Origin of the sequence: Streptomyces sp. NPDC048718, assembly GCF_043198875.1 — a bacterium.
Classification (GTDB): domain Bacteria; phylum Actinomycetota; class Actinomycetes; order Streptomycetales; family Streptomycetaceae; genus Streptomyces.
Genome location: NZ_JBICVG010000010.1, coordinates 54,383 through 74,497 on the forward strand (window position 1 = coordinate 54,383; position 20,115 = coordinate 74,497).

Here is a 20,115-nt window from a genome sequence, read left to right on the forward strand (position 1 = left end):
AGCTGAGACCGACTCAGATGTCGAGGAAGCGAACGTCCTTGGCGTTGCGCTGGATGAACGAGCGCCGCGCCTCGACGTCCTCGCCCATCAGCACCGAGAACAGGTCGTCGGCCTGCGCCGCGTCGTCCAGGGTGACCTGGCCGAGCACACGGTGGTCGACGTCCATGGTGGTGACGCGGAGCTCCTCGGCGTTCATCTCGCCGAGACCCTTGAAGCGCTGGATCGAGTCCTCGCGGATGCGCTTGCCCGCCTGCTTGCCCAGCTCGACGAGCGCGTCGCGCTCACGGTCCGAGTACGCGTACTCGATCTCGTCCCGGCCCCACTTGATCTTGTAGAGCGGCGGACGGGAGAGGTAGACGTGACCGGCCTCGACCAGCGGGCGCATGAAGCGGAAGAGGAACGTCAGCAGCAGGGTGTTGATGTGCTGACCGTCGACGTCGGCGTCCGCCATCAGGATGATCTTGTGATAGCGGAGCTTCTCGATGTCGAAGTCCTCGTGCACACCGGTGCCGAAGGCGGAGATCAGCGCCTGGACCTCGGTGTTCTGGAGGATCTTGTCGATCCGGGCCTTCTCGACATTCAGGATCTTGCCGCGGATCGGCAGGATGGCCTGGTACATCGGGTTGCGGCCGGACTTCGCGGAGCCGCCGGCGGAGTCACCCTCGACGATGAAGATCTCGCACTTGGTCGGGTCGTTCGACTGGCAGTCGGACAGCTTGCCCGGCAGCGACGCCGACTCCAGCAGACCCTTGCGGCGGGTCAGGTCGCGCGCCTTGCGCGCGGCCACGCGCGCGGTGGCGGCCTGGATGCCCTTGCGGATGATGTCCGCGGCCTCGTTCGGGTTGCGGTCGAACCAGTCCGTCAGATGCTCGAAGACGACCTTCTGGACGAAGGTCTTCGCCTCGGTGTTGCCGAGCTTGGTCTTCGTCTGGCCCTCGAACTGCGGCTCGCCGAGCTTGACCGAGATGATCGCGGTCAGACCCTCGCGGATGTCGTCACCCGTGAGGTTGTCGTCCTTCTCGCGCAACAGCTTCTTCTCGCGCGCGTACTTGTTGACGAGGGTCGTCAGCGCGGCGCGGAAGCCCTCCTCGTGCGTACCGCCCTCGTGGGTGTGGATCGTGTTCGCGAAGGAGTACACGCCCTCGCTGTACGACGAGTTCCACTGCATCGCGATCTCGACGGAGAGCAGCCGCTCGGTGTCCTCGGCCTCGACGTCGATGACGGTCGGGTGGACCAGGTCGCCCTTGCGCGAGTTGAGGTACTTCACGAAGTCGACGATGCCGCCCTCGTAGTGGTACTTCACCGTGCGCGCGGTGGGCTCGGCGGCGGCCTCGGCGTCCGGGTCGTCGGCACCGACGGTGGCCTTGGCCGACTCGCGCTCGTCGGTGAGCGTGATGGTGAGGCCCTTGTTGAGGAAGGCCATCTCCTGGAAGCGGCGCGAGAGCGTCTCGAAGGAGTACTCGACGGTCTCGAAGATCTCGGGGTCGGACCAGAAGGTGACCGACGTACCGGTCTCCTCGGTCGCCTCGTGCTGGACCAGCGGCGCGGTCGGCGCGCCCATCTTGTAGTCCTGCGTCCAGCGGTGGCCGTCGGTCTTGATCTCGACCGCGACCTTGGTGGAGAGGGCGTTGACGACGGAGACACCGACGCCGTGCAGACCACCGGAGACCGCGTAACCGCCGCCGCCGAACTTGCCGCCCGCGTGCAGGACCGTCAGCACGACCTCGACGGCCGGCTTGCCCTCGGACTCGACGATGCCGACGGGGATGCCGCGGCCGTTGTCGACGACGCGCACGCCGCCGTCGGCCAGGATCGTGACGTGGATGGTGTCCGCGTGCCCGGCCAGGGCTTCGTCGACCGAGTTGTCGACGACCTCCTGCACCATGTGGTGCAGGCCGCGCTCGCCGGTCGAGCCGATGTACATGCCAGGGCGCTTGCGCACCGCATCCAGGCCTTCGAGGACCTGGATGTTGCTGGCGGTGTACTGGTTGTTCTCGTTGGAATTGCCGGAATCGGCCACGAAGCGCCCTTTCTGGCACAGCACAGGCCGTTCTCCGGGCATGCGGGAGCGGCTGCGTCGTTCGACATGTTCCGCAGTGTGGCGGGATTGGCTCCCAGTCTACCGGTACCACTGACAGTCATGGGGGTTTGCCGGTCCCTGAAAGCTCATGTGCCGCCCTGAGCGGGCGGAAGACGACTCCCCATATCAAGGGAGGGGCTTCAGGGGCCTTAGACGGCCACCTAGCGCTTCCGGTCGTAGCGCGTAGTGGCGACCGGCGGTCAGGGCGGGGGTTTGGGGGCGTTTCCCCCGGATCGGGGGGCGGCGAACGCGCCGCGGAACACCCCGACGCGCACGAGTCAGCCCACGAGTCCGCGCAGGTGGGCGCGGGTATCGAGGGACACCGTGGGGACCCTGCGGAGTGCCGGGGGGTGCGCAGGGTCACCGGTGCGATACCCGGAGGCGGAGCCGGGCCCTGAAAGCCGGTCCCGCGAAGATCCGGGGCCGTGACGGTGAGGAGATTGTGGAGATGGGGAGGTACCGGGACGATTCCCGGTACTCAAGCCGCTCGCGCCGCCCGGGAAGCCCTTGTTCTTCGGGCGGGTGCCGGGATCGAGAGCGTGGGTCGGGCGGCCGGGTCGGGCGGGTGGGGTCTACCCGTAGGTGTCCCCCGGGCCGACGCTTCCGGGCGCCCGCAGCGGCCCGTAGCCGCGGCGCGGTCCGCCCGGCCCCAGGACCTTGATCATCCGTACGGTGCCGTGCCCCAGGTCCTCGTTCAGCCGGGCCACCAGCCGAGGCGCCAGCAGCCGCAGCTGGGTCGCCCACGCCGTGGAGTCGCACTGCACGGTGAGCACCCGCTGGTCCGGCTCCTCGTCGTACTTCAGCGGGACGCAGTGCTTGGCCAGGTCCTCGCCCACGATCTGCGGCCAGCGGCCCATGACACCGCCGACCGCCGCCGGCGTCTCCCAGCCGCGCTCGGTGATCAGCCGGGTGATCGCGGCGCCGAGCGCCATCGGGTCCCGACCGTCCGCGCGGGCCCCGGAGCGCAGTCCGCCGCCGCGCCGGGCCTGCTTCTTCTGGGCCGCCGCCGCGCCCCGGGCACGGGCCTGCTCCTTGGCGGCGCGCAGCGCGACGCGCGCGAGATCCACGCCGGACGGCTCGGGGGCCTTGGCGGCCTCCGGCTTGTCCACAGGCTGTGGGGAACTTTCTCCGTTCACGACCCGGCCGGCCTCTCCACAGGTTCGACCGGTTCGATCGGCTCGGCGGGCTCGGCGGGCTCGGCAGCCTGGGGCTCAAGCTCCACCGGTGCCGCGGAATCGGGTACGCCGGAAACCGTGCCCGGCTCCCCGCGCGTGATCCGCTCGACGGTCCCGCCGGACACCGCGTACCGCGTCCCCGCCAGCACCCCGGGCACGTCGTCGTCGACCGCCGCCGTGACCAGCACCTGCTCACCGGGGGCCACCAGCTCCGCGAGCCGCTCCCGGCGGCGCGCGTCCAGCTCGGCGAAGACGTCGTCGAGGACCAGCACCGGCTCGTTGCCCTCGCAGCGCAGCAGCTCGTACGAGGCGAGCCGGAGCGCCAGGGCGTACGACCAGGACTCGCCATGGCTCGCGTACCCCTTGGCCGGCAGATCGCCCAGCTTCAGGAGCAGATCGTCGCGGTGCGGGCCGACCAGCGTGACGCCCCGCTCGACCTCCTGCTTGCGATGGTCGGCGAGCGCGGCGAGCAGCTGCCCGTACAGCTCCTCGCGGGTGTGCCCGGAGCCGGGCGCCGAGCAGCGGTACTCCAGCTGGACCGGGCCGCCGCCCGGCGCAAGCTGCTCGTACGCCTTGTCGGCGAGCGGGCGCAGCACCTCGATCAGATCCAGCCGCCGGGCGAGCAGCTCGGCGCCGGCCCGGGCCAGATGCTGGTCCCAGACGTCCAGGGTGGACAGGTCCAGGGAACGCCCGCCGTGCCGCCGGGCCATGGCCGTGGACTTCAGCAGGGTGTTGCGCTGCTTGAGCACCCGCTCGTAGTCGGAGCGCACGCCCGCCATGCGCGGCGCGCGCGCCGTGATCAGTTCGTCGAGGAAGCGCCGGCGCTCACCAGGGTCGCCCTTGATGAGCGCGAGATCCTCCGGTGCGAACAGCACCGTCCGTACGATCCCCACCACGTCACGCGGCTTGACCTGCGAGGACCTGTTGATACGGGCCCGGTTCGCGCGGCCCGGGTTGAGTTCGAGCTCGACCAGCTGGGAGCGCTCGCCCTGGGTGACCGCGGCCCGTATGACGGCCCGCTCGGCGCCCATCCGCACCAGCGGGGCGTCGGAGGCGACCCGGTGACTGCCGAGGGTGGCGAGATAGCCGACGGCCTCGACCAGATTGGTCTTGCCCTGGCCGTTCGCGCCCACGAACGCGGTGACGCCCGGATCGAGCGGGACCTCGACCCGGGCGTAGGAGCGGAAGTCGGCCAGCGACAGATGCGTGACGTGCATGGTGGGCGCCGACCTTCCCCGGCCGGCTGTGCACCGCGCGGTGCACAGCCTGTGGATTGCTACTTCTTCTCGACCGCGTGGCCGCCGAACTGGTTGCGCAGCGCGGCGATCATCTTCATCTGCGGCGAGTCGTCCTGACGCGAGGCGAACCGCGCGAACAGCGAGGCGGTGATCGCCGGCAGCGGGACGGCGTTGTCGATGGCGGCCTCGACGGTCCACCGGCCCTCGCCGGAGTCCGACGCGTAGCCGCGCAGCTGCGCCAGGTGCTCGTCCTCGTCGAGGGCGTTGACCGCGAGGTCCAGCAGCCAGGACCGGATGACGGTGCCTTCCTGCCAGGAGCGGAAGATCTCGCGGACGTTCTCGACCGAGTCGACCTTCTCCAGGAGCTCCCAGCCCTCGGCGTAGGCCTGCATCATCGCGTACTCGATGCCGTTGTGGACCATCTTCGCGAAGTGGCCGGCGCCGACCTTGCCCGCGTGGACGGAGCCGAACTCGCCCTCCGGCTTGAGCGCGTCGAAGACCGGCTGGACCCGGGCCACGTGCTCGGCGTCGCCGCCGTACATCAGCGCGTAGCCGTTCTCCAGGCCCCAGACACCGCCGGAGACGCCGCAGTCGACGAAGCCGATGCCCTTGGCCGCCAGCTCCTCGGCGTGCTTCTCGTCGTCGGTCCAGCGCGAGTTGCCGCCGTCGACGACGACGTCGCCCGGGGACAGCAGCCGCGCCAGCTCGTCGATGGTCGACTGGGTCGCGGCACCGGCGGGGACCATGACCCACACGACGCGCGGACCCTTGAGCTTGCCCACAAGCTCTTCGAGGCTGTGGACATCGGCGAGGTCCGGGTTGCGGTCGTATCCGACGACGGTGTGGCCTGCGCGGCGAATCCGCTCGCGCATGTTGCCGCCCATCTTGCCGAGACCGACGAGACCGAGCTCCATCAGAGATTCCTTAAGCGTCGTGTGTGCGGTTCCTACCCGCGTCCGAGCCTACGCCGGGACGCGGGCGCACACCTTCCCCCGGGGCTCCGCCCGGGGGTACGCGGGGCCTGTCCGTCTCCGGTGGCCCCGCCGGCCGGTCAGCCGCTCAGGCGCACCGGCATGATCAGGTATTTGTACGTCTCGTCCGCCTCCGCGTCGACCGCCGGACGGCCACTGAGCAGGGCCGGCTTGGTGGAGGTCGTGAAGGAGAGCTGGGCGACCGGGGAGTCGATCGCGCTCAGACCGTCCAGCAGGAAGGTCGGGTTGAAGGCGATCGAGATGTCGTCGCCGTCCAGCTGCGCGTCGACCCGCTCCACAGCCTGTGCGTCGTCGCTGGAGCCGGCCTCCAGGATCAGCACACCCTGCTCGAAGCTGAGCCGGACCGGGGTGTTGCGCTCGGCCACCAGGGCGACACGCTTGACGGCCTCGACGAACGGGGCGGTCTCGATCACCGCGACCGAGTTGAACTCGGTGGGGAAGAGCGTCCGGTACTTCGGCAGGTCGCCCTCGAGCAGGCGGGTGGTGGTACGGCGGCCCGCGCCCTCGAAACCGATCAGGCCCTCGCCCTTGCCGGAGCCGGAGAGCGCCAGGGTGACCGTGTCACCGCTGGTCAGCGCCTTGGCGGTGTCCAGCAGGGTCTTCGCGGGCACCAGCGCGACGGCGGAGGCGTCCGGGGACTCCGGCTTCCACAGGAACTCGCGGACGGCGAAGCGGTAGCGGTCGGTGGAGGCCAGGGTGACCGTGTCGCCCTCGATCTCGATGCGCACACCGGTGAGCACCGGGAGCGTGTCGTCACGGCCGGCGGCGATGGCGACCTGGGCGGCGGCCGCGGCGAAGATCTCGCCGGGGACGGTGCCGGTCGCGGTCGGCATCTCCGGCAGCGCCGGGTACTCCTCCACGGGCAGGGTGTGGAGGGTGAAGCGGGAGGAGCCGCAGACCACGGTCGCGCGCACACCGTCGGTGGAGATCTCCACCGGGCGGTTGGGCAGGGCGCGGCAGATGTCGGCGAGCAGGCGGCCGGAGACCAGGACGGTGCCGGTCTCCTCGACCTCGGCCTCGACGGAGACGCGGGCGGAGACCTCGTAGTCGAAGCTCGAGAAGCTCAGCGCGCCGTCCTCGGCCTTCAGCAGAAGGCCCGCGAGTACGGGCGCCGGCGGACGGGCCGGAAGGCTGCGGGCCACCCACGCCACCGCCTCCGCGAGTACATCGCGCTCCACCCGGATCTTCACCGGAACCGCCTCCTGCTTGTTGCTGGCTCTTCGTCGACTGCGGGATCCAGTCTGACGTACGCCGCCGACACTCGGTGCGGCTCGGGGTCAAGTCGCGACAAGAGGAGGTCGGGGTCCCGGCATCGAGTTGTGCACAGGCCCCGCTTCAAAACGGATTCCGAGCTAACTATGGGTGGGAGTAGTAGTAGGGCCTGTGGAAACCGTGGATAACGCCATCCATGCAGGTCAGGCCGCAAATTTTGTCCACTGCCCCTGTGGGTGGAACCGGTGGAAAACCGGGGTCCGCTGTGGACACCGGAAAGTTCTGCACACCCCATGCACAGGCCGGGCCCTGTTCCCCACAGCTCCGTCCCCAGGTTTTCCCACGTTCCCCACAGCCCAAACGTCGCCGTCGGTGTGACCGCTTTCACTCGGGGCAGTGAGCCCGGGCGTTTCGTTGCCGAACAGTGGACAGGGGTGTGGAGAAGGTGTGGGTAAGGGACCCCTGCCTGTGGGCGGCCGGTGGACAAGTCCGAGGGCCGCCTGTGGACGAAACTTTCATCCACAGGCTGTGGATGAAAGTTGCCAACAATTCCACACCCCTCTGAGCTGGGGTGATGGCCAGTCAGCGCGGGCGCCTGTGGATGCGTTCCGGATAACTCGGTGGTCCCCACCCTGTGGACGGAAGATCATCCCTCAATCTGTGGAGAACCGGGTAGCGGAGCGGCTTAATCGAACAGACTCGGCTCGCCGGAGACGGTCTCCTCGACCGCCGAAGCCCTCGTTCGGCCCTCGATCGGCCCTCCCGAAGCCTCTTCGGAGGCCTTTCGGAGCCCTTCCGGAGCCGTCCTGGGGCCCGCTGAGGGCGCTTCCCGTACGTCTCTCGAAGTCCTTCCCCGGGCGCGCCGGCGGCAGTCGTCCACCGCATGGCGTTCACCCGCCCGCTCGCCGCTTTCCTCTCTCCTCGCTCCTCTCCCGGCCGCCGCACCACGACCCTCGCGGCCGTTCTCGGGCCCATGCGCCGTTTCCCACTGCTCTTCCGGCCGCCGTACGCCGCCTGTGCCCCTCTTTCTCAGCTCAGCTCCCTTGGCCGCCCGCCGGCTCCCCGCCCGGCCACGGAACACGCGAAGGGCGCCCCAGGAGGTGTCCCGGGGCGCCCTTCGAGGCGTTTCGACGGCCCGCTCGGCCGCGGCTCAGCCGTTCTTGATGCGGTTGGTCAGCTCGGTGACCTGGTTGTAGATGGAGCGCCGCTCGGCCATCAGCGCGCGGATCTTCCGGTCCGCGTGCATGACCGTGGTGTGGTCCCGGCCGCCGAACTGCGCGCCGATCTTCGGCAGCGACAGATCCGTGAGCTCACGGCACAGGTACATGGCGATCTGACGGGCGGTGACCAGCACGCGGCTGCGTGAGGAACCGCACAGGTCCTCCACCGTCAGCCCGAAGTAGTCGGCCGTCGCCGCCATGATCGCGCTCGCGGTGATCTCCGGGGCGCTGTCCTCGCCGCCGGGGATGAGGTCCTTGAGCACGATCTCGGTGAGCCCGAGGTCCACCGGCTGCCGGTTCAGACTCGCGAACGCGGTCACCCGGATCAGCGCGCCCTCCAGCTCACGGATGTTCCGTGAGATCCGGGACGCGATGAACTCCAGCACCTCCGGCGGCGCGTTCAGCTGCTCCTGGACGGCCTTCTTGCGCAGGATCGCGATCCGCGTCTCCAGCTCGGGCGGCTGCACATCCGTGGTCAGGCCCCACTCGAAGCGGTTGCGGAGCCGGTCCTCCAGGGTCACCAGCTGCTTGGGCGGCCGGTCCGAGGACAGCACGATCTGCTTGTTGGCGTTGTGCAGCGTGTTGAACGTGTGGAAGAACTCCTCCTGCGTCGACTCCTTGCTCGCGAGGAACTGGATGTCGTCGACGAGCAGGATGTCCACGTCGCGGTAGCGCTTGCGAAACGCGTCGCCCTTGCCGTCACGGATCGAGTTGATGAACTCGTTGGTGAACTCCTCGGAGCTCACGTACCGCACCCGGGTGCCCGGGTAGAGGCTGCGTGCGTAGTGCCCGATGGCATGCAGCAGGTGGGTCTTGCCGAGCCCGGACTCGCCGTAGATGAAGAGGGGGTTGTACGCCTTCGCCGGCGCCTCGGCCACCGCGACGGCGGCCGCGTGCGCGAAGCGGTTCGAGGAACCGATGACGAAGGTGTCGAAGAGGTACTTGGGGTTCAGCCGGGCGTGCGGCTCGCCGGGACCGCCGGCCCCGCCGCCCTGGCCCGACGGGCCGGAGTGACCGCCCGCGCCGCCGCGGCCCTGGGGGCCGCCCGGACCGCCATGGCCGCCATGGCCGCCGGAATTCTGCCGGGGACCGTGGCCCTGGCCCGGTGCCTCCGGCGCCGGCAGCTCGGCCCGCTCGGGGCGTTGCGGCTGCTCGTACGAGGAACGCTCGTCGTAGCGCGACGACGGGGACTGCTGCGGGCGCTGCGTCCCGTACGGCTCGCGCCACTGCTCCCCGGCCGGCTCGCGGTCCTGGAAACCGCCGAGCCGCTGCTGCTGCCAGGCGCTGACGTCGTCCTGGGCGCGCGGCCAGACGCCCGGGGCGGGGCGCTGCGGCTGCTGGTACTCGGGATAGGCGGGGCGGGCCGTCGGCAGCCCGTCCTCGGGCATGGGCCGGCCGTAGTCGTCGTAGGAGTCGTACGACTTCTCGTAGGTGTCGTATTTCCCATACGGCTGCGGGGCCTGCGGCCCGGGCGGGGCGGGCGGCGTCGGCTCGCCGGCCGAGTCGTCGACGGTGATCGCGATCCGGATCGGACGGCCGCAGGCGCGGCTGAGGGCCTCGCTGATCAGCGGCGCGAGCCGGCCCTCCAGGACCTGCTTGCCGTATTCATTGGGGACCGCGAGCAGCGCGGTGTCGGCGACCAGGGCGAGCGGCTGGCAGCGCTCGATCCACTGCTTGTCCTTGGGCTCTACCGCCTGTGGGCCCTCCCCGAGAAGCTGTTCGAGGACGCGCGGCCACACTGCGGCAAGATCGGCAGGTACGTCAGCCACGGGGCACGCTTCCTCGCAGGTCCCACGAAGGTGTGGTTCTCGGGGACGATCAATGGGAGTCCGGTCAGGACAGGTAAGGACAGAACGGAAAAAGACTGTGGAGTTCTGCCACGGTAGTCGGGGCGGCTGACGTGGTTCAAGTCGTTGTCCACAGCCTGTGTACAAGGGCCCCTTGTGACGGGCCGGTTTGACCGGATGGCGTAGCCGCGCGTACCGTAACCAAGTCGAGTTGTCGATGGCTGCTGCCGCCTGCCTCCGATGGGCAAAGGTCACCCTATGTGATCACGAAGCGGTGCACTCGGGCGTATTGCGAGCTACTCGTGGGCGCACGGTGACAGCCAGGCGATGTCCCGCCACCAACGAATCATTTCTGGAGCCCCCGAGTGAGCAAGCGCACCTTCCAGCCGAACAACCGTCGTCGCGCGAAGACCCACGGCTTCCGCCTGCGCATGCGTACCCGTGCCGGCCGCGCCATCCTGGCGAACCGCCGCGCCAAGGGTCGCGCGAGCCTGTCCGCCTGATCCGCGCACAGGTCATGACGTGCTGCCTACCGAGAATCGGCTGAGGCGGCGCGAGGACTTCGCGATCGCGGTACGACGAGGGCGCAGGGCCGGACGCCCACTCCTCGTCGTCCATCTACGCAGCGGTGCAACGGACCCGCACGCGTCAGGGGAGAGCGCTCCTCCGGCACGTGCGGGTTTCGTCGTGAGCAAGGCCGTAGGCGGCGCGGTCGTCCGCAACCAGGTCAAGCGGCGCCTGCGCCATCTCGTGCGCGACCGGCTCACCGTGCTGCCCCCCGGTAGCCTGGTGGTCGTACGGGCGTTGCCCGGAGCCGGTGACGCCGACCACGCACAACTGGCCCGCGACCTGGATGCCGCTCTCCAGCGACTGCTGGGAGGGGGCACGCGATGAAGTACCCGCTGCTGGCTCTCATCAAGCTGTACCAGTGGACGATCAGCCCGCTCCTGGGCCCTGTCTGCCGGTACTACCCGTCGTGTTCCCACTACGGATTCACGGCCATAGACCGGCATGGCGCGATCAAGGGCACTGCCCTGACCGCCTGGCGCATCCTGCGGTGCAACCCGTGGTCGCCCGGCGGCGTGGACCATGTCCCGCCGCGCAAGCGACCGCGCTGGCACGAAACGCTGCGCCATGCCCTGCGCGGGGACGAGGGCGGGCTCTCCGCCGAGACGAGCCCGGCCGCAGAGACCTCGCCCAATGCTCAAGGAGCCTGATTAGTGGACACGATTGCCAGTCTGTTCAGCTTCATCACCACACCTGTCTCATGGGTGATCGTCCAGTTCCACACCATGTACGGGGCGATCTTCGGCCCTGACACCGGTTGGGCCTGGGGTCTGTCCATCGTGTCCCTGGTGGTGCTGATCCGTATCTGCCTGATCCCGCTCTTCGTGAAGCAGATCAAGTCGACGCGGAACATGCAGGCGCTCCAGCCGAAGATGAAGGCGATCCAGGAGCGCTACAAGAGCGACAAGCAGCGTCAGTCCGAAGAGATGATGAAGCTGTACAAGGAGACGGGCACCAACCCGCTCTCCTCGTGCCTGCCCATCCTGGCGCAGTCCCCGTTCTTCTTCTCGCTGTACCACGTGCTGTCCGCGATCGCCTCGGGCAAGACGATCGGCGTCATCGACGAGCCGCTGCTCGCCAGCGCCCGGCAGGCCCACATCTTCGGCGCGCCGCTGGCCGCCAAGTTCATGGACAGCCCGGAGAAGGTCGAGGCGCTCCACGCCTCGCTGACCGACGTCCGGGTCGTCACCGCGATCATGATCGTGATGATGTCGGCCTCGCAGTTCTTCACCCAGCGCCAGCTGATGATGAAGAACGTCGACCTCTCGGTGAAGACCCCGTACATGCAGCAGCAGAAGATGCTGATGTACATCTTCCCGCTGATCTTCGCCGGCATGGGCATCAACTTCCCCGTCGGTGTCCTCGTCTACTGGCTGACCACCAACGTGTGGACCATGGGCCAGCAGATGTACGTGATCAACCAGAACCCGACCCCGGGCAGCAAGGCCCAGGACGCCTACCTGCAGCGTCTGCTCAAGAGCGTCACGCAGCACGGTGAGGTCCGCGGCCGTCGCCGGAAGACCATCGTCAAGGTGATCGTCGCCAAGGGCGCCGACCGCAACGACAATGAGCGCCGCTTCTTCGCGGGTCTGGCCAAGTCCGGCTTCGCCGCCCAGGCCGATGGCACCGTGATCAAGAGCGACAACGTCTCGGTCGAGGCCGAGGGAGGCGCTCCCAAGCGTCAGCAGCCCAAGCGCCAGACCAAGTCCCAGCGTCAGACGGGCAGCGGTCAGCAGGCGGCGGAGAAGCCCGAGCAGACGGAGCAGACGGAGCAGTCCGCGCAGGCCGCTCCTTCGCTGGAGAAGAAGCCGCAGGCGTCGCAGAAGGGCGCCAAGGCCGGTTCCGCCTCCGCGGGTGACAAGCCCGCTCGTCCGAGCCGGGCCAATTCCGGCCAGCGCAAGGGCCAGCAGCGGCCCAAGCACCCCTCCTCCAAGAAGTAAGCCTCCACGAAGCTAGAAGGAGTCCATCCGTGACGGAAGGCACCACCTCCGCCGCCGAGGGTGGCGACACCCTGACCCGCCTGGAGCAGGAGGGTGAGATCGCGGCCGACTACCTCGAGGGCCTGCTCGACATCGCCGATCTCGACGGTGACATCGACATGGACGTCGAGGCGGACCGGGCCTCGGTCTCGATCATCAGCGACTCCGGCGGCCGTGACCTGCACAAGCTGGTCGGCCGTGACGGAGAGGTGCTGGAGGCTCTTCAGGAGCTGACGCGGCTCGCCGTCCACCGGGAGACCGGTGACCGCAGCCGTCTGATGCTCGACATCGCGGGCTTCCGCGCCAAGAAGCGGGCCGAGCTGGCCCAGCTGGGCGCCCAGGCCGCGAGCGAGGTCAAGTCCACCGGCGAGCCGGTGAAGCTGGATCCGATGACCCCGTTCGAGCGCAAGGTCGTGCACGACGCGGTCGCGGCGGCAGGTCTGCGCAGCGAGTCCGAGGGCGAGGAGCCGCAGCGCTTCGTCGTCGTGCTCCCCGCCTGAACTCTCTCTTCGTGTCGGCCCCGTCTGTTCGCAGGCGGGGCCGAGTTTTGTCAGCCTGATAGTCAGCACCCAGTGCGCTCGGACGGTACGTGCGCGGTACGGAAGGACGGTTCCCCGTGACGGAGGCAGCGGAGGCAGCGGAGCTTCCCCAGGCGCCGGAGCAGGCGCGGACGGTCTTCGGTGAATACTTCCCGGAGGCGGTCCGGTACGCGGAGCTCCTGGCGGACGCCGGGGTCAAGCGTGGTCTCATCGGCCCGCGGGAGGTCCCGCGGCTGTGGGAGCGCCATCTGCTCAACTGTGCCGTGCTCTCCGAGGTCGTCCCGGAAGGCGTCACGGTCTGCGATGTCGGCTCCGGCGCCGGTCTGCCCGGCATCCCGCTGGCCCTGGTCCGCCCGGACCTGAAGATCACGCTGCTGGAGCCGCTGCTCCGCCGCACCAACTTCCTCCAGGAAGTCGTGGAGCTGCTCGGTCTCGACCATGTCACCGTGGTCCGCGGCCGGGCCGAGGAGATGCTGGGCAAGCTCCCGCCGGTGCATGTCGTGACCGCCCGGGCCGTGGCTCCCCTCGACCGGCTGGCCGGCTGGGGTGTGCCGCTCCTCCGTCCCTACGGCGAGATGCTGGCCCTCAAGGGCGACACCGCCGAGGAGGAGATCGTCGGAGCCCGTGCCGCGCTCGCCAAGCTGGGCGTGGTGGAGGCGTCCGTGCTGCATGTGGGGGAAGGCATCGTCGACCCGCTGACCACGGTGGTCCGGGTCGAGGTGGGCGAGAGCCCCGGTGGTGTGCGGTTCGCCGCCAAGCGGGCCAAGGCCGCCCGGCCCAGCCGGCCGCGCCGTCGTCGCTGACCCGGCAGCCGCAGCCGCAGGCACGTGCGTGCCTGCGGCTTTCCGCACCCTTGTGATCATTCCTCCCGCTCTGCTCCGTACAATCGGCGATACCTGCTGATGTCGGAGTGTCGAGAGCTCCCGGCCCTGCGGCACGTGCATCGTGTTTCACGTGAAACGTCGCTCACTGCTGCAAGGGATCATCAGCCGTGGCCGTGCGGTTGCCACGCCCCGAGATCGCACACCTCAGGCGAAGCCCCCCGTGAGGGTTACGGAGTTGTCCACAGAGGTGGATTCATCCACAGATCCACGGGCCTCGCTGGTTCACGGCCCCGGAAGCATGACAGGCTCTGTGCATCGCGAGCCTGAAGCCGAGGAGAGTGAATCCTTGCGGTCCGACGCCAACACTGCGGGACCGATGACCGACCCGGTCCCCGGTCCCCGAACCGAATCGGTCGGGGCGGATGTTTCACGTGAAACACCGCCTCCGATGGACGACACCCCCATCGGCCGTGCGGCCCAGCTGGCCGTCCAGGCCCTGGGCCGGGCCGGTGAAGGACTTCCCCGGCCCGCCCGGACCCGTGTGATGGTGGTCGCCAACCAGAAGGGCGGCGTGGGCAAGACGACCACGACCGTCAATCTGGCCGCGTCCCTCGCGCTGCACGGCGCCCGCGTCCTGGTCATCGACCTCGACCCGCAGGGCAACGCCTCCACCGCGCTCGGCATCGACCACCACTCCGATGTCCCCTCGATCTACGACGTCCTCGTGGAGAGCCGGCCGCTCTCCGAGGTGGTTCAGCCGGTCCTGGATGTCGAGGGCCTGTTCTGCGCCCCCGCCACCATCGATCTCGCCGGTGCGGAGATCGAGCTGGTGTCGCTGGTGGCCCGGGAGAGCCGGCTCCAGCGCGCGATCCTGGCGTACGAGCAGCCGCTCGACTACATCCTGATCGACTGCCCGCCCTCCCTCGGACTGCTGACGGTCAACGCCATGGTGGCCGGCGCCGAGGTGCTGATCCCCATCCAGTGCGAGTACTACGCGCTGGAGGGCCTCGGCCAGCTGCTGCGGAACGTCGATCTGGTGCGGGGGCACCTCAACCCAGCCCTGCATGTCTCGACGATCCTGCTCACCATGTACGACGGCCGTACCCGGCTCGCCTCGCAGGTCGCCGAGGAGGTGCGCACCCACTTCGGGGACGAGGTCCTGCGCACCAGCATCCCGAGGTCGGTGCGTATCTCGGAGGCGCCGAGCTACGGACAGACTGTCCTCACCTACGACCCGGGCTCCAGCGGTGCCCTGTCGTATCTCGAAGCCGCACGTGAGATCGCCCTCCGCGGCGTCGAGCTGCGCTATGACGCCACCCAGGCCCACGGCGGACAGCCGCCCATGGGTCACCAGAACAGCCAGCGAATGTCGGAGGGGATGCAGTGAGCGAGCGACGTAGGGGGTTGGGACGGGGCCTCGCCGCGCTGATCCCGGCTGCTTCCCCGGAGCCTCAGGTGTCGGCTGTCGGGGCGGGGACCGCCGGGGCCACCGTGTCTCCCGCGGGCCTTCCCGCGCTCGGCTCGGAGCGCGGGGTGGCCGCGGCGAAGCTGGTGACCCTGCCGGAGAGCGGGCAGCCGGTGGAGTCCGCGCCGCCGGAGCCGGGACCCGCGCCGCTACCGGAGGCCCCGGCCGGTGCGTTCTTCGCCGAGCTGCCGCTGGACTCCATCACGCCGAACCCCTGCCAGCCGCGCACGGTGTTCGACGAGGACGCTCTCGCGGAGCTGGTCTCCTCCATCAAGGAGGTCGGTCTGCTCCAGCCCGTCGTGGTGCGCCGGCTGGACGACGAGCGCTTCGAGCTCATCATGGGCGAGCGCCGCTGGCGGGCCTGCCGTGAGGCCGGACTGGAGCGGATCCCGGCGATCGTGCGGGCCACCGAGGACGACAAGCTGCTCCTCGACGCCCTGCTGGAGAACCTGCACCGGGCCCAGCTGAACCCGCTGGAAGAGGCCGCCGCCTACGACCAGCTGCTCAAGGACTTCGACTGCACCCATGACCAGCTGGCCGACCGGATCGGCCGGTCGCGTTCGCAGGTCACCAACACGCTGCGGCTGCTCAGGCTCTCGCTGCCGGTACAGAACCGGGTCGCCTCCGGGGTTCTCTCGGCCGGCCATGCCCGTGCCCTGCTCGCTGTGCAGGACCCGGAGGCGCAGGACCACCTCGCCCACCGGATCGTGGCCGAGGGGCTCTCGGTGCGGAACGTCGAGGAGATCGTGACGCTGATGGGCTCCGAGTCCTCGGCTCCGGTCAAGCCCCGGAAGCCGCGGGCGGGCGGCCGGGTCGCGCCGGCTCTGCAGGATCTGGCGACCCGGCTCTCCGACCGGTTCGAGACCCGGGTGAAGGTCGACCTGGGCAAGGAGAAGGGCAAGATCGTCGTCGAGTTCGCCTCGATGGAGGACCTGGAACGGATCCTGTCCACCCTCGCCCCGGGCGAGGGCCGTGTCCTCGGCCAGGGCAACGCCGACCAGGGCTGAGTCCCTGTAGTCGTCCCCAGGGCGGGGCGTGATCCGGACTTCACCGGATCACGCCCCGCCCTTTGCCTGTCGGCGGTATCGCCCCGAACAGGCCGTCGTTACGATGCGGAAAGGCTTATTCGTACGGCGCTGGCCGAGGGAAACGAGGAGGAGCCGTGGGGCGTCGGCTCGTACCGCTCACCCTGGACAACCTTCCGGATCTCCCCAAACGGTGTCGCTCCTGTGTCTTCTGGGAGCTCGACCCGGTGAGCGGGGAGGCGGCCGTGAAGGCCGGCCGCCCGGAGCTGGAGAAAGAAGCCTGGATCTCCGCGGTGCTCCTCGAATGGGGTTCCTGCGGACGGGTCGTCTATGTCGACGAGGTCCCGGTCGGCTATGTGCTGTACGCGCCTCCGGCGTATGTGCCGCGTTCCACCGCCTTCCCCACCAGCCCGGTCGCCGCGGATTCCGCGCAGCTGATGACGGCCTGGATCATGCCGGGGTATCAGGGCCAGGGGCTGGGGCGGGTGATGGTGCAGACCGTGGCGAAGGATCTGCTGCGACGCGGCTTCAAGGCGATCGAGGCGTTCGGAGACGCCCGCTGGAAGGAGCCGGCCTGTGTGCTGCCCGCCGATCATCTGCTGGCCGTGGGCTTCAAGACCGTACGGTCGCACCCTGCTTATCCCCGCCTCCGGCTGGAACTGAGGTCGACGCTCTCCTGGAAGGAGGACGTCGAGATGGCGCTGGACCGGCTGCTCGGCGCCGTACAGAAGGAACCGGTCCTGCGGCCTCTGTGAGGTGCGGCGGCCGGAAAGACGGCGGCCCGCCCCCTCGGAAGGGGGCGGGCCGCCGATGTTTCACGTGAAACAGCGAGAAGGTCAGGCCTTCGCGACGAGGAAGTCCGCCAGGTCACGCTCGAGCGCGGCCTTCGGCTTGGCGCCGACGATCGTCTTCACGACCTCGCCACCCTGGTAGACGTTCATCGTCGGGATCGACATGACGCCGTACTTCGCGGCGGTGGCCGGGTTCTCGTCGATGTTGAGCTTCACGATCTCGATCTCACCGTGCTCGGCGGCGATGGCCTCCAGCGACGGGGCGATCTGACGGCACGGGCCGCACCAGGCCGCCCAGAAGTCGACCAGAACGGGCTTGCCGCTCTTGAGGACCTCTTCCTCGAAGTTGGCGTCGGTGACGTTCTTGAGAGTGCCGGCCACGGCAGGCTCCTTCATTCGTGGGGTGTGGGGTGGGGGAGAAGAAAGGGTCAGACCGCGGGGGTCTCGGCGAGCTTCTCGCTGTCGGCGAGGGCGGCCAGGAAGCGCTCGGCGTCGAGAGCGGCGGAGCAGCCGGTACCGGCGGCGGTGATCGCCTGACGGTAGGTGTGGTCGACGACATCGCCCGCACCGAAGACACCGGGGAGGTTGGTGCGGGTGGAGGGGGCCTCGACCTTGAGGTAGCCCTCCTCGTCCAGGTCCAGCTGGCCCTTGAAGAGCTCGGTGCGCGGGTCGTGACCCACGGCGATGAAGAGGCCCGTGACCGGGAGCTCGCTGGTCTCGCCCGTCTTGGTGTTGCGCAGGGTCAGACCGCTGAGCTTCGGGTCACCGTGGATCTCGGCGACCTCGCTGTCCCAGGCGAACTTGATCTTCGGGTCGGCGAAGGCACGCTCCTGCATCGCCTTCGAGGCGCGCAGCGAGTCACGGCGGTGGACGATTGTGACCGACTTGGCGAAGCGCGAGAGGAAGGTGGCCTCCTCCATCGCGGTGTCGCCACCGCCGACCACGGCGATGTCCTGGTCCTTGAAGAAGAACCCGTCACAGGTGGCGCACCAGGAGACACCACGGCCGGAGAGGGCGTCCTCGTTCGGCAGGCCGAGCTTGCGGTGCTGGGAGCCGGTCGTGACGATGACGGCCTTGGCCTGGTACACGTTGCCGGCGGTGTCCGTCACGGTCTTGATCTCGCCCGTGAGGTCCACGGAGACGATGTCGTCCGGAACCAGCTCGGCGCCGAAGCGCTCGGCCTGGGCGCGCATGTTGTCCATGAGGTCCGGGCCCATGATGCCGTCACGGAAGCCCGGGAAGTTCTCCACCTCGGTCGTGTTCATCAGCGCGCCACCGGCGGTGACAGCACCCTCGAAGACGAGGGGCTTCAGCGAGGCGCGAGCGGTGTAGAGCGCAGCGGTGTATCCCGCAGGCCCGGAGCCGATGATGATCACGTTACGGACGTCGCTCACGGGTTTGTTCCTCGTCTCTGCAGACTGCCTACTGCCTACGGCGGCTGGGATTGCTTCCTTCACCCCACCCAACGGATCCTACGGGGCGGGCATTCCCGAGACCGTCACCCGGCACGACGAGGAAGGGACTAGGGCATGTGTCGAAAGTAGCTCCGTCCGCCCGCAGGCCAGGAGGGGCTTTCGATACATGCCCTAGCGCGGCAGGGACAGCTGAGCCAGGACCGCGGCCTTGCCGCTCTCTCCGTCGGCGCAGGAGACGTCCATCACATAAGCGTGCACCCGGGTGCTGTCGGCGGTGTCGGGGAGCACGACGAGATAGGCGGGCGTGCCGCTGTAGTCACCGCGCTGGAAGGCGAGGACCGGGTCGGTGCGCTGGATACCGGCCCGCACACAGGCGGGCAGCTCGTCGGCCGTCGCGCTCTTCTGGCTCTTCCCGCGGGCTTCGGCGGAGAACGATTCGGGAGCGCCGCCGCTCTCCTGGGAGGCCCTGAAGCCGGCGTCCCGGTGCAGCAGGCTGCGCACCGTGGTGGCGACCGGACGGCCGTCGAACCGGGTGGTGCCCGCGGCGACGGATGTGTCGGCCGGGCTGTCGGCGGTCGTCTCGTCGTTCCGGTCGTTCGACTGGAGGAAGAACAGACCCAGACCGAGGACCGCGGTGCCGAAGGCGGTGCCGAGGAAGGCGGTCCGACGGCGGATCCGGCGGGGGCGACCGGGTCCGGTGGCGGCGGACGGAAGCCGGGAGGGGCGGTCGGCCGCAGGACGGGCCGGGACGGAGGGAGCAGGTCGGCCGCGCGATGTTTCACGTGAAACATGGGCGTCGGCGTCCGGCGCGGTCGCGTTCAGCAGGGCCTCGGCGGCGAGGGCGGCGTCGATCCGGCCGGCGATCTCGGAGGGCATTCGCGGTGGTCCGGGCAGGGTGCCGAGCAGTCCCCGGATGTCCTCCAGGGCGGTCCGGACATCGGTGCACAGAGAACACCCGTCGAGGTGCTCGCGGATGGCCGCTCCCCGGGAAGGGGACAGCAGCCCCTCGGTGAGGTCGGAGATCTCCGAGACGTCCGGGTGCCGAGTCGTGTCGGCCGTGGAAGTCACGCGCGCCCACCTCCGCCCTTCACAACAGCTGGATTGCCTGGTCCGGATGGTGTCGGTCCCGGCACCGGTGGGACGGATGCCCCCGGCGTCCGGTTCCTTCCCCCATCGGAGCCCTCGTTACCCACCGTGTCACCGCGCAGATGAGTGAGGAGCGGCAGAAGTTTGGCCCGTCCGCGCGCGCAGCGGCTCTTCACGGTGCCGGTGGGGACATCAAGCAGCCGTGCGGCCTCCGCCACCGGGTATCCCTGCATGTCCACCAGGACGAGGGCCGCCCGTTGTTCGGCGGGCAGCGTGGCGAGCGCGGCGAGCAGCTGGCGGTGCAGATCCTGCCGCTCGGCGGGCGCCTCGGCCGATTCGTGAGGTTCGAGGAGCTGCTCGAAGCGGGCCGTGTCGTCCACGGGGGACGTCCGGCGCGAGGCCGCCTTGCGGGCCCGGTCGAGGCAGGCGTTCACGGTGATCCGGTGCAGCCAAGTCGTGACGGCCGACTGGCCCCGGAAGGTGTGGGCGGCCCGGAACGCCGACACCAGGGCGTCCTGGACGGCGTCGGCGGCCTCCTCGCGGTCGCCGAGCGTCCGAAGCGCCACCGCCCACAGCCGGTCGCGATGGCGCCGCACAAGCTCCCCGAAGGCGTCGGGATCACCGGCCACATGGCCGGCGAGCAGATCCTGATCGCTCCGGGAGCCGGATTCGCCGGCCTCTGATGCCACGTCCCCCTCCTCGATCAGTGGCATTACCCGT

At 69.5% G+C, this 20,115-nt stretch carries 18 protein-coding genes and 1 pseudogene; 9 read left to right on the forward strand and 10 right to left on the reverse strand.

Annotated elements, in window-relative coordinates; translation table 11 throughout:
- Positions 1–13: 13 nt before the first annotated feature.
- The 6 genes and pseudogenes from gyrB to dnaA form a co-directional block, all read right to left on the reverse strand.
- On the reverse strand, positions 14–2,044 hold the full coding sequence (gene gyrB / locus ACGFRB_RS20240; RefSeq protein WP_363003584.1) for a DNA topoisomerase (ATP-hydrolyzing) subunit B: 2,031 nt from the start codon (positions 2,042–2,044) through the stop codon (positions 14–16).
- Between the two features lie 608 nt (positions 2,045–2,652).
- Complete coding sequence (locus tag ACGFRB_RS20245; RefSeq protein ID WP_361227138.1) at positions 2,653–3,189, reverse strand: DciA family protein; 537 nt, start codon at positions 3,187–3,189, stop codon at positions 2,653–2,655.
- Between the two features lie 164 nt (positions 3,190–3,353).
- Positions 3,354–4,472: pseudogene (gene recF / locus ACGFRB_RS20250) on the reverse strand (DNA replication/repair protein RecF); the annotation flags it as partial.
- A gap of 59 nt (positions 4,473–4,531) precedes the next feature.
- Positions 4,532–5,407, reverse strand: coding sequence for a phosphogluconate dehydrogenase (NAD(+)-dependent, decarboxylating) (gnd, locus tag ACGFRB_RS20255; protein ID WP_393244698.1), 876 nt, complete (start codon positions 5,405–5,407; stop codon positions 4,532–4,534).
- A gap of 137 nt (positions 5,408–5,544) precedes the next feature.
- Positions 5,545–6,675, reverse strand: a complete 1,131-nt coding sequence (gene dnaN / locus ACGFRB_RS20260; RefSeq protein ID WP_363003580.1) for a DNA polymerase III subunit beta — start codon at positions 6,673–6,675, stop codon at positions 5,545–5,547.
- A 1,172-nt stretch (positions 6,676–7,847) separates the two neighbouring features.
- Positions 7,848–9,686, reverse strand: a complete 1,839-nt coding sequence (dnaA, locus tag ACGFRB_RS20265; RefSeq protein WP_363003578.1) for a chromosomal replication initiator protein DnaA — start codon at positions 9,684–9,686, stop codon at positions 7,848–7,850.
- 383 nt (positions 9,687–10,069) lie between these two features.
- Here dnaA and rpmH point away from each other — a divergent pair, with 383 nt between their 5' ends.
- The 9 genes from rpmH to ACGFRB_RS20310 all read left to right on the forward strand — a co-directional run bounded on the left by rpmH (position 10,070) and on the right by ACGFRB_RS20310 (position 16,858).
- Complete coding sequence (gene rpmH / locus ACGFRB_RS20270; protein ID WP_015659252.1) at positions 10,070–10,207, forward strand: 50S ribosomal protein L34; 138 nt, start codon at positions 10,070–10,072, stop codon at positions 10,205–10,207.
- A 19-nt stretch (positions 10,208–10,226) separates the two neighbouring features.
- On the forward strand, positions 10,227–10,598 hold the full coding sequence (gene rnpA, locus ACGFRB_RS20275) for a ribonuclease P protein component (protein ID WP_363003576.1): 372 nt from the start codon (positions 10,227–10,229) through the stop codon (positions 10,596–10,598).
- Positions 10,595–10,921, forward strand: coding sequence for a membrane protein insertion efficiency factor YidD (gene yidD / locus ACGFRB_RS20280; protein ID WP_361227152.1), 327 nt, complete (start codon positions 10,595–10,597; stop codon positions 10,919–10,921). Before rnpA ends, yidD begins: the two co-directional genes overlap by 4 nt.
- A gap of 3 nt (positions 10,922–10,924) precedes the next feature.
- Positions 10,925–12,211, forward strand: coding sequence for a membrane protein insertase YidC (yidC, locus tag ACGFRB_RS20285; protein WP_393244701.1), 1,287 nt, complete (start codon positions 10,925–10,927; stop codon positions 12,209–12,211).
- Between the two features lie 29 nt (positions 12,212–12,240).
- The gene (locus ACGFRB_RS20290; protein WP_393244703.1) at positions 12,241–12,750 is read left to right on the forward strand and encodes a protein jag; all 510 of its coding nucleotides are present in this window, start codon (positions 12,241–12,243) and stop codon (positions 12,748–12,750) included.
- A gap of 116 nt (positions 12,751–12,866) precedes the next feature.
- A complete protein-coding gene (rsmG, locus tag ACGFRB_RS20295; RefSeq protein ID WP_393244705.1) occupies positions 12,867–13,592 on the forward strand; it encodes a 16S rRNA (guanine(527)-N(7))-methyltransferase RsmG in 726 nt (241 codons plus the stop codon).
- A gap of 319 nt (positions 13,593–13,911) precedes the next feature.
- Positions 13,912–15,000, forward strand: coding sequence for a ParA family protein (locus tag ACGFRB_RS20300; protein ID WP_363003569.1), 1,089 nt, complete (start codon positions 13,912–13,914; stop codon positions 14,998–15,000).
- Positions 14,997–16,085 carry a ParB/RepB/Spo0J family partition protein gene (locus ACGFRB_RS20305; protein ID WP_393244707.1) on the forward strand — a complete coding sequence of 363 codons (1,089 nt, stop codon included), beginning with the start codon at positions 14,997–14,999 and terminating at the stop codon, positions 16,083–16,085. The genes ACGFRB_RS20300 and ACGFRB_RS20305 overlap by 4 nt, the downstream gene beginning before the upstream one ends.
- Positions 16,086–16,240: 155 nt before the next feature.
- On the forward strand, positions 16,241–16,858 hold the full coding sequence (locus tag ACGFRB_RS20310; RefSeq protein ID WP_361227166.1) for a GNAT family N-acetyltransferase: 618 nt from the start codon (positions 16,241–16,243) through the stop codon (positions 16,856–16,858).
- An 81-nt stretch (positions 16,859–16,939) separates the two neighbouring features.
- Here the strand turns inward: ACGFRB_RS20310 and trxA are convergent, their stop codons facing one another.
- The 4 genes from trxA to sigM all read right to left on the reverse strand — a co-directional run bounded on the left by trxA (position 16,940) and on the right by sigM (position 20,084).
- Complete coding sequence (trxA, locus tag ACGFRB_RS20315) at positions 16,940–17,275, reverse strand: thioredoxin (RefSeq protein WP_361227169.1); 336 nt, start codon at positions 17,273–17,275, stop codon at positions 16,940–16,942.
- A 47-nt stretch (positions 17,276–17,322) separates the two neighbouring features.
- Positions 17,323–18,288, reverse strand: a complete 966-nt coding sequence (gene trxB / locus ACGFRB_RS20320; RefSeq protein WP_393244709.1) for a thioredoxin-disulfide reductase — start codon at positions 18,286–18,288, stop codon at positions 17,323–17,325.
- Between the two features lie 192 nt (positions 18,289–18,480).
- Positions 18,481–19,377, reverse strand: a complete 897-nt coding sequence (locus ACGFRB_RS20325; protein WP_393244711.1) for a hypothetical protein — start codon at positions 19,375–19,377, stop codon at positions 18,481–18,483.
- Positions 19,374–20,084: an RNA polymerase sigma factor SigM gene (sigM, locus tag ACGFRB_RS20330; RefSeq protein ID WP_393244713.1), complete on the reverse strand. Its 711-nt coding sequence runs from the start codon at positions 20,082–20,084 to the stop codon at positions 19,374–19,376. Before sigM ends, ACGFRB_RS20325 begins: the two co-directional genes overlap by 4 nt.
- Positions 20,085–20,115: the final 31 nt, after the last annotated feature.

What these genes read in the sequence shown, in the direction of transcription:
- ACGFRB_RS20300 (WP_363003569.1), top strand. Translation starts at nt 13,912, where the DNA reads ATGACAGGCTCTGTGCATCGCGAGCCTGAAGCCGAGGAGAGTGAATCC.
- yidD (WP_361227152.1), top strand. Translation starts at nt 10,595, where the DNA reads ATGAAGTACCCGCTGCTGGCTCTCATCAAGCTGTACCAGTGGACGATC.
- gnd (WP_393244698.1), bottom strand. Translation starts at nt 5,407, where the DNA reads ATGGAGCTCGGTCTCGTCGGTCTCGGCAAGATGGGCGGCAACATGCGC.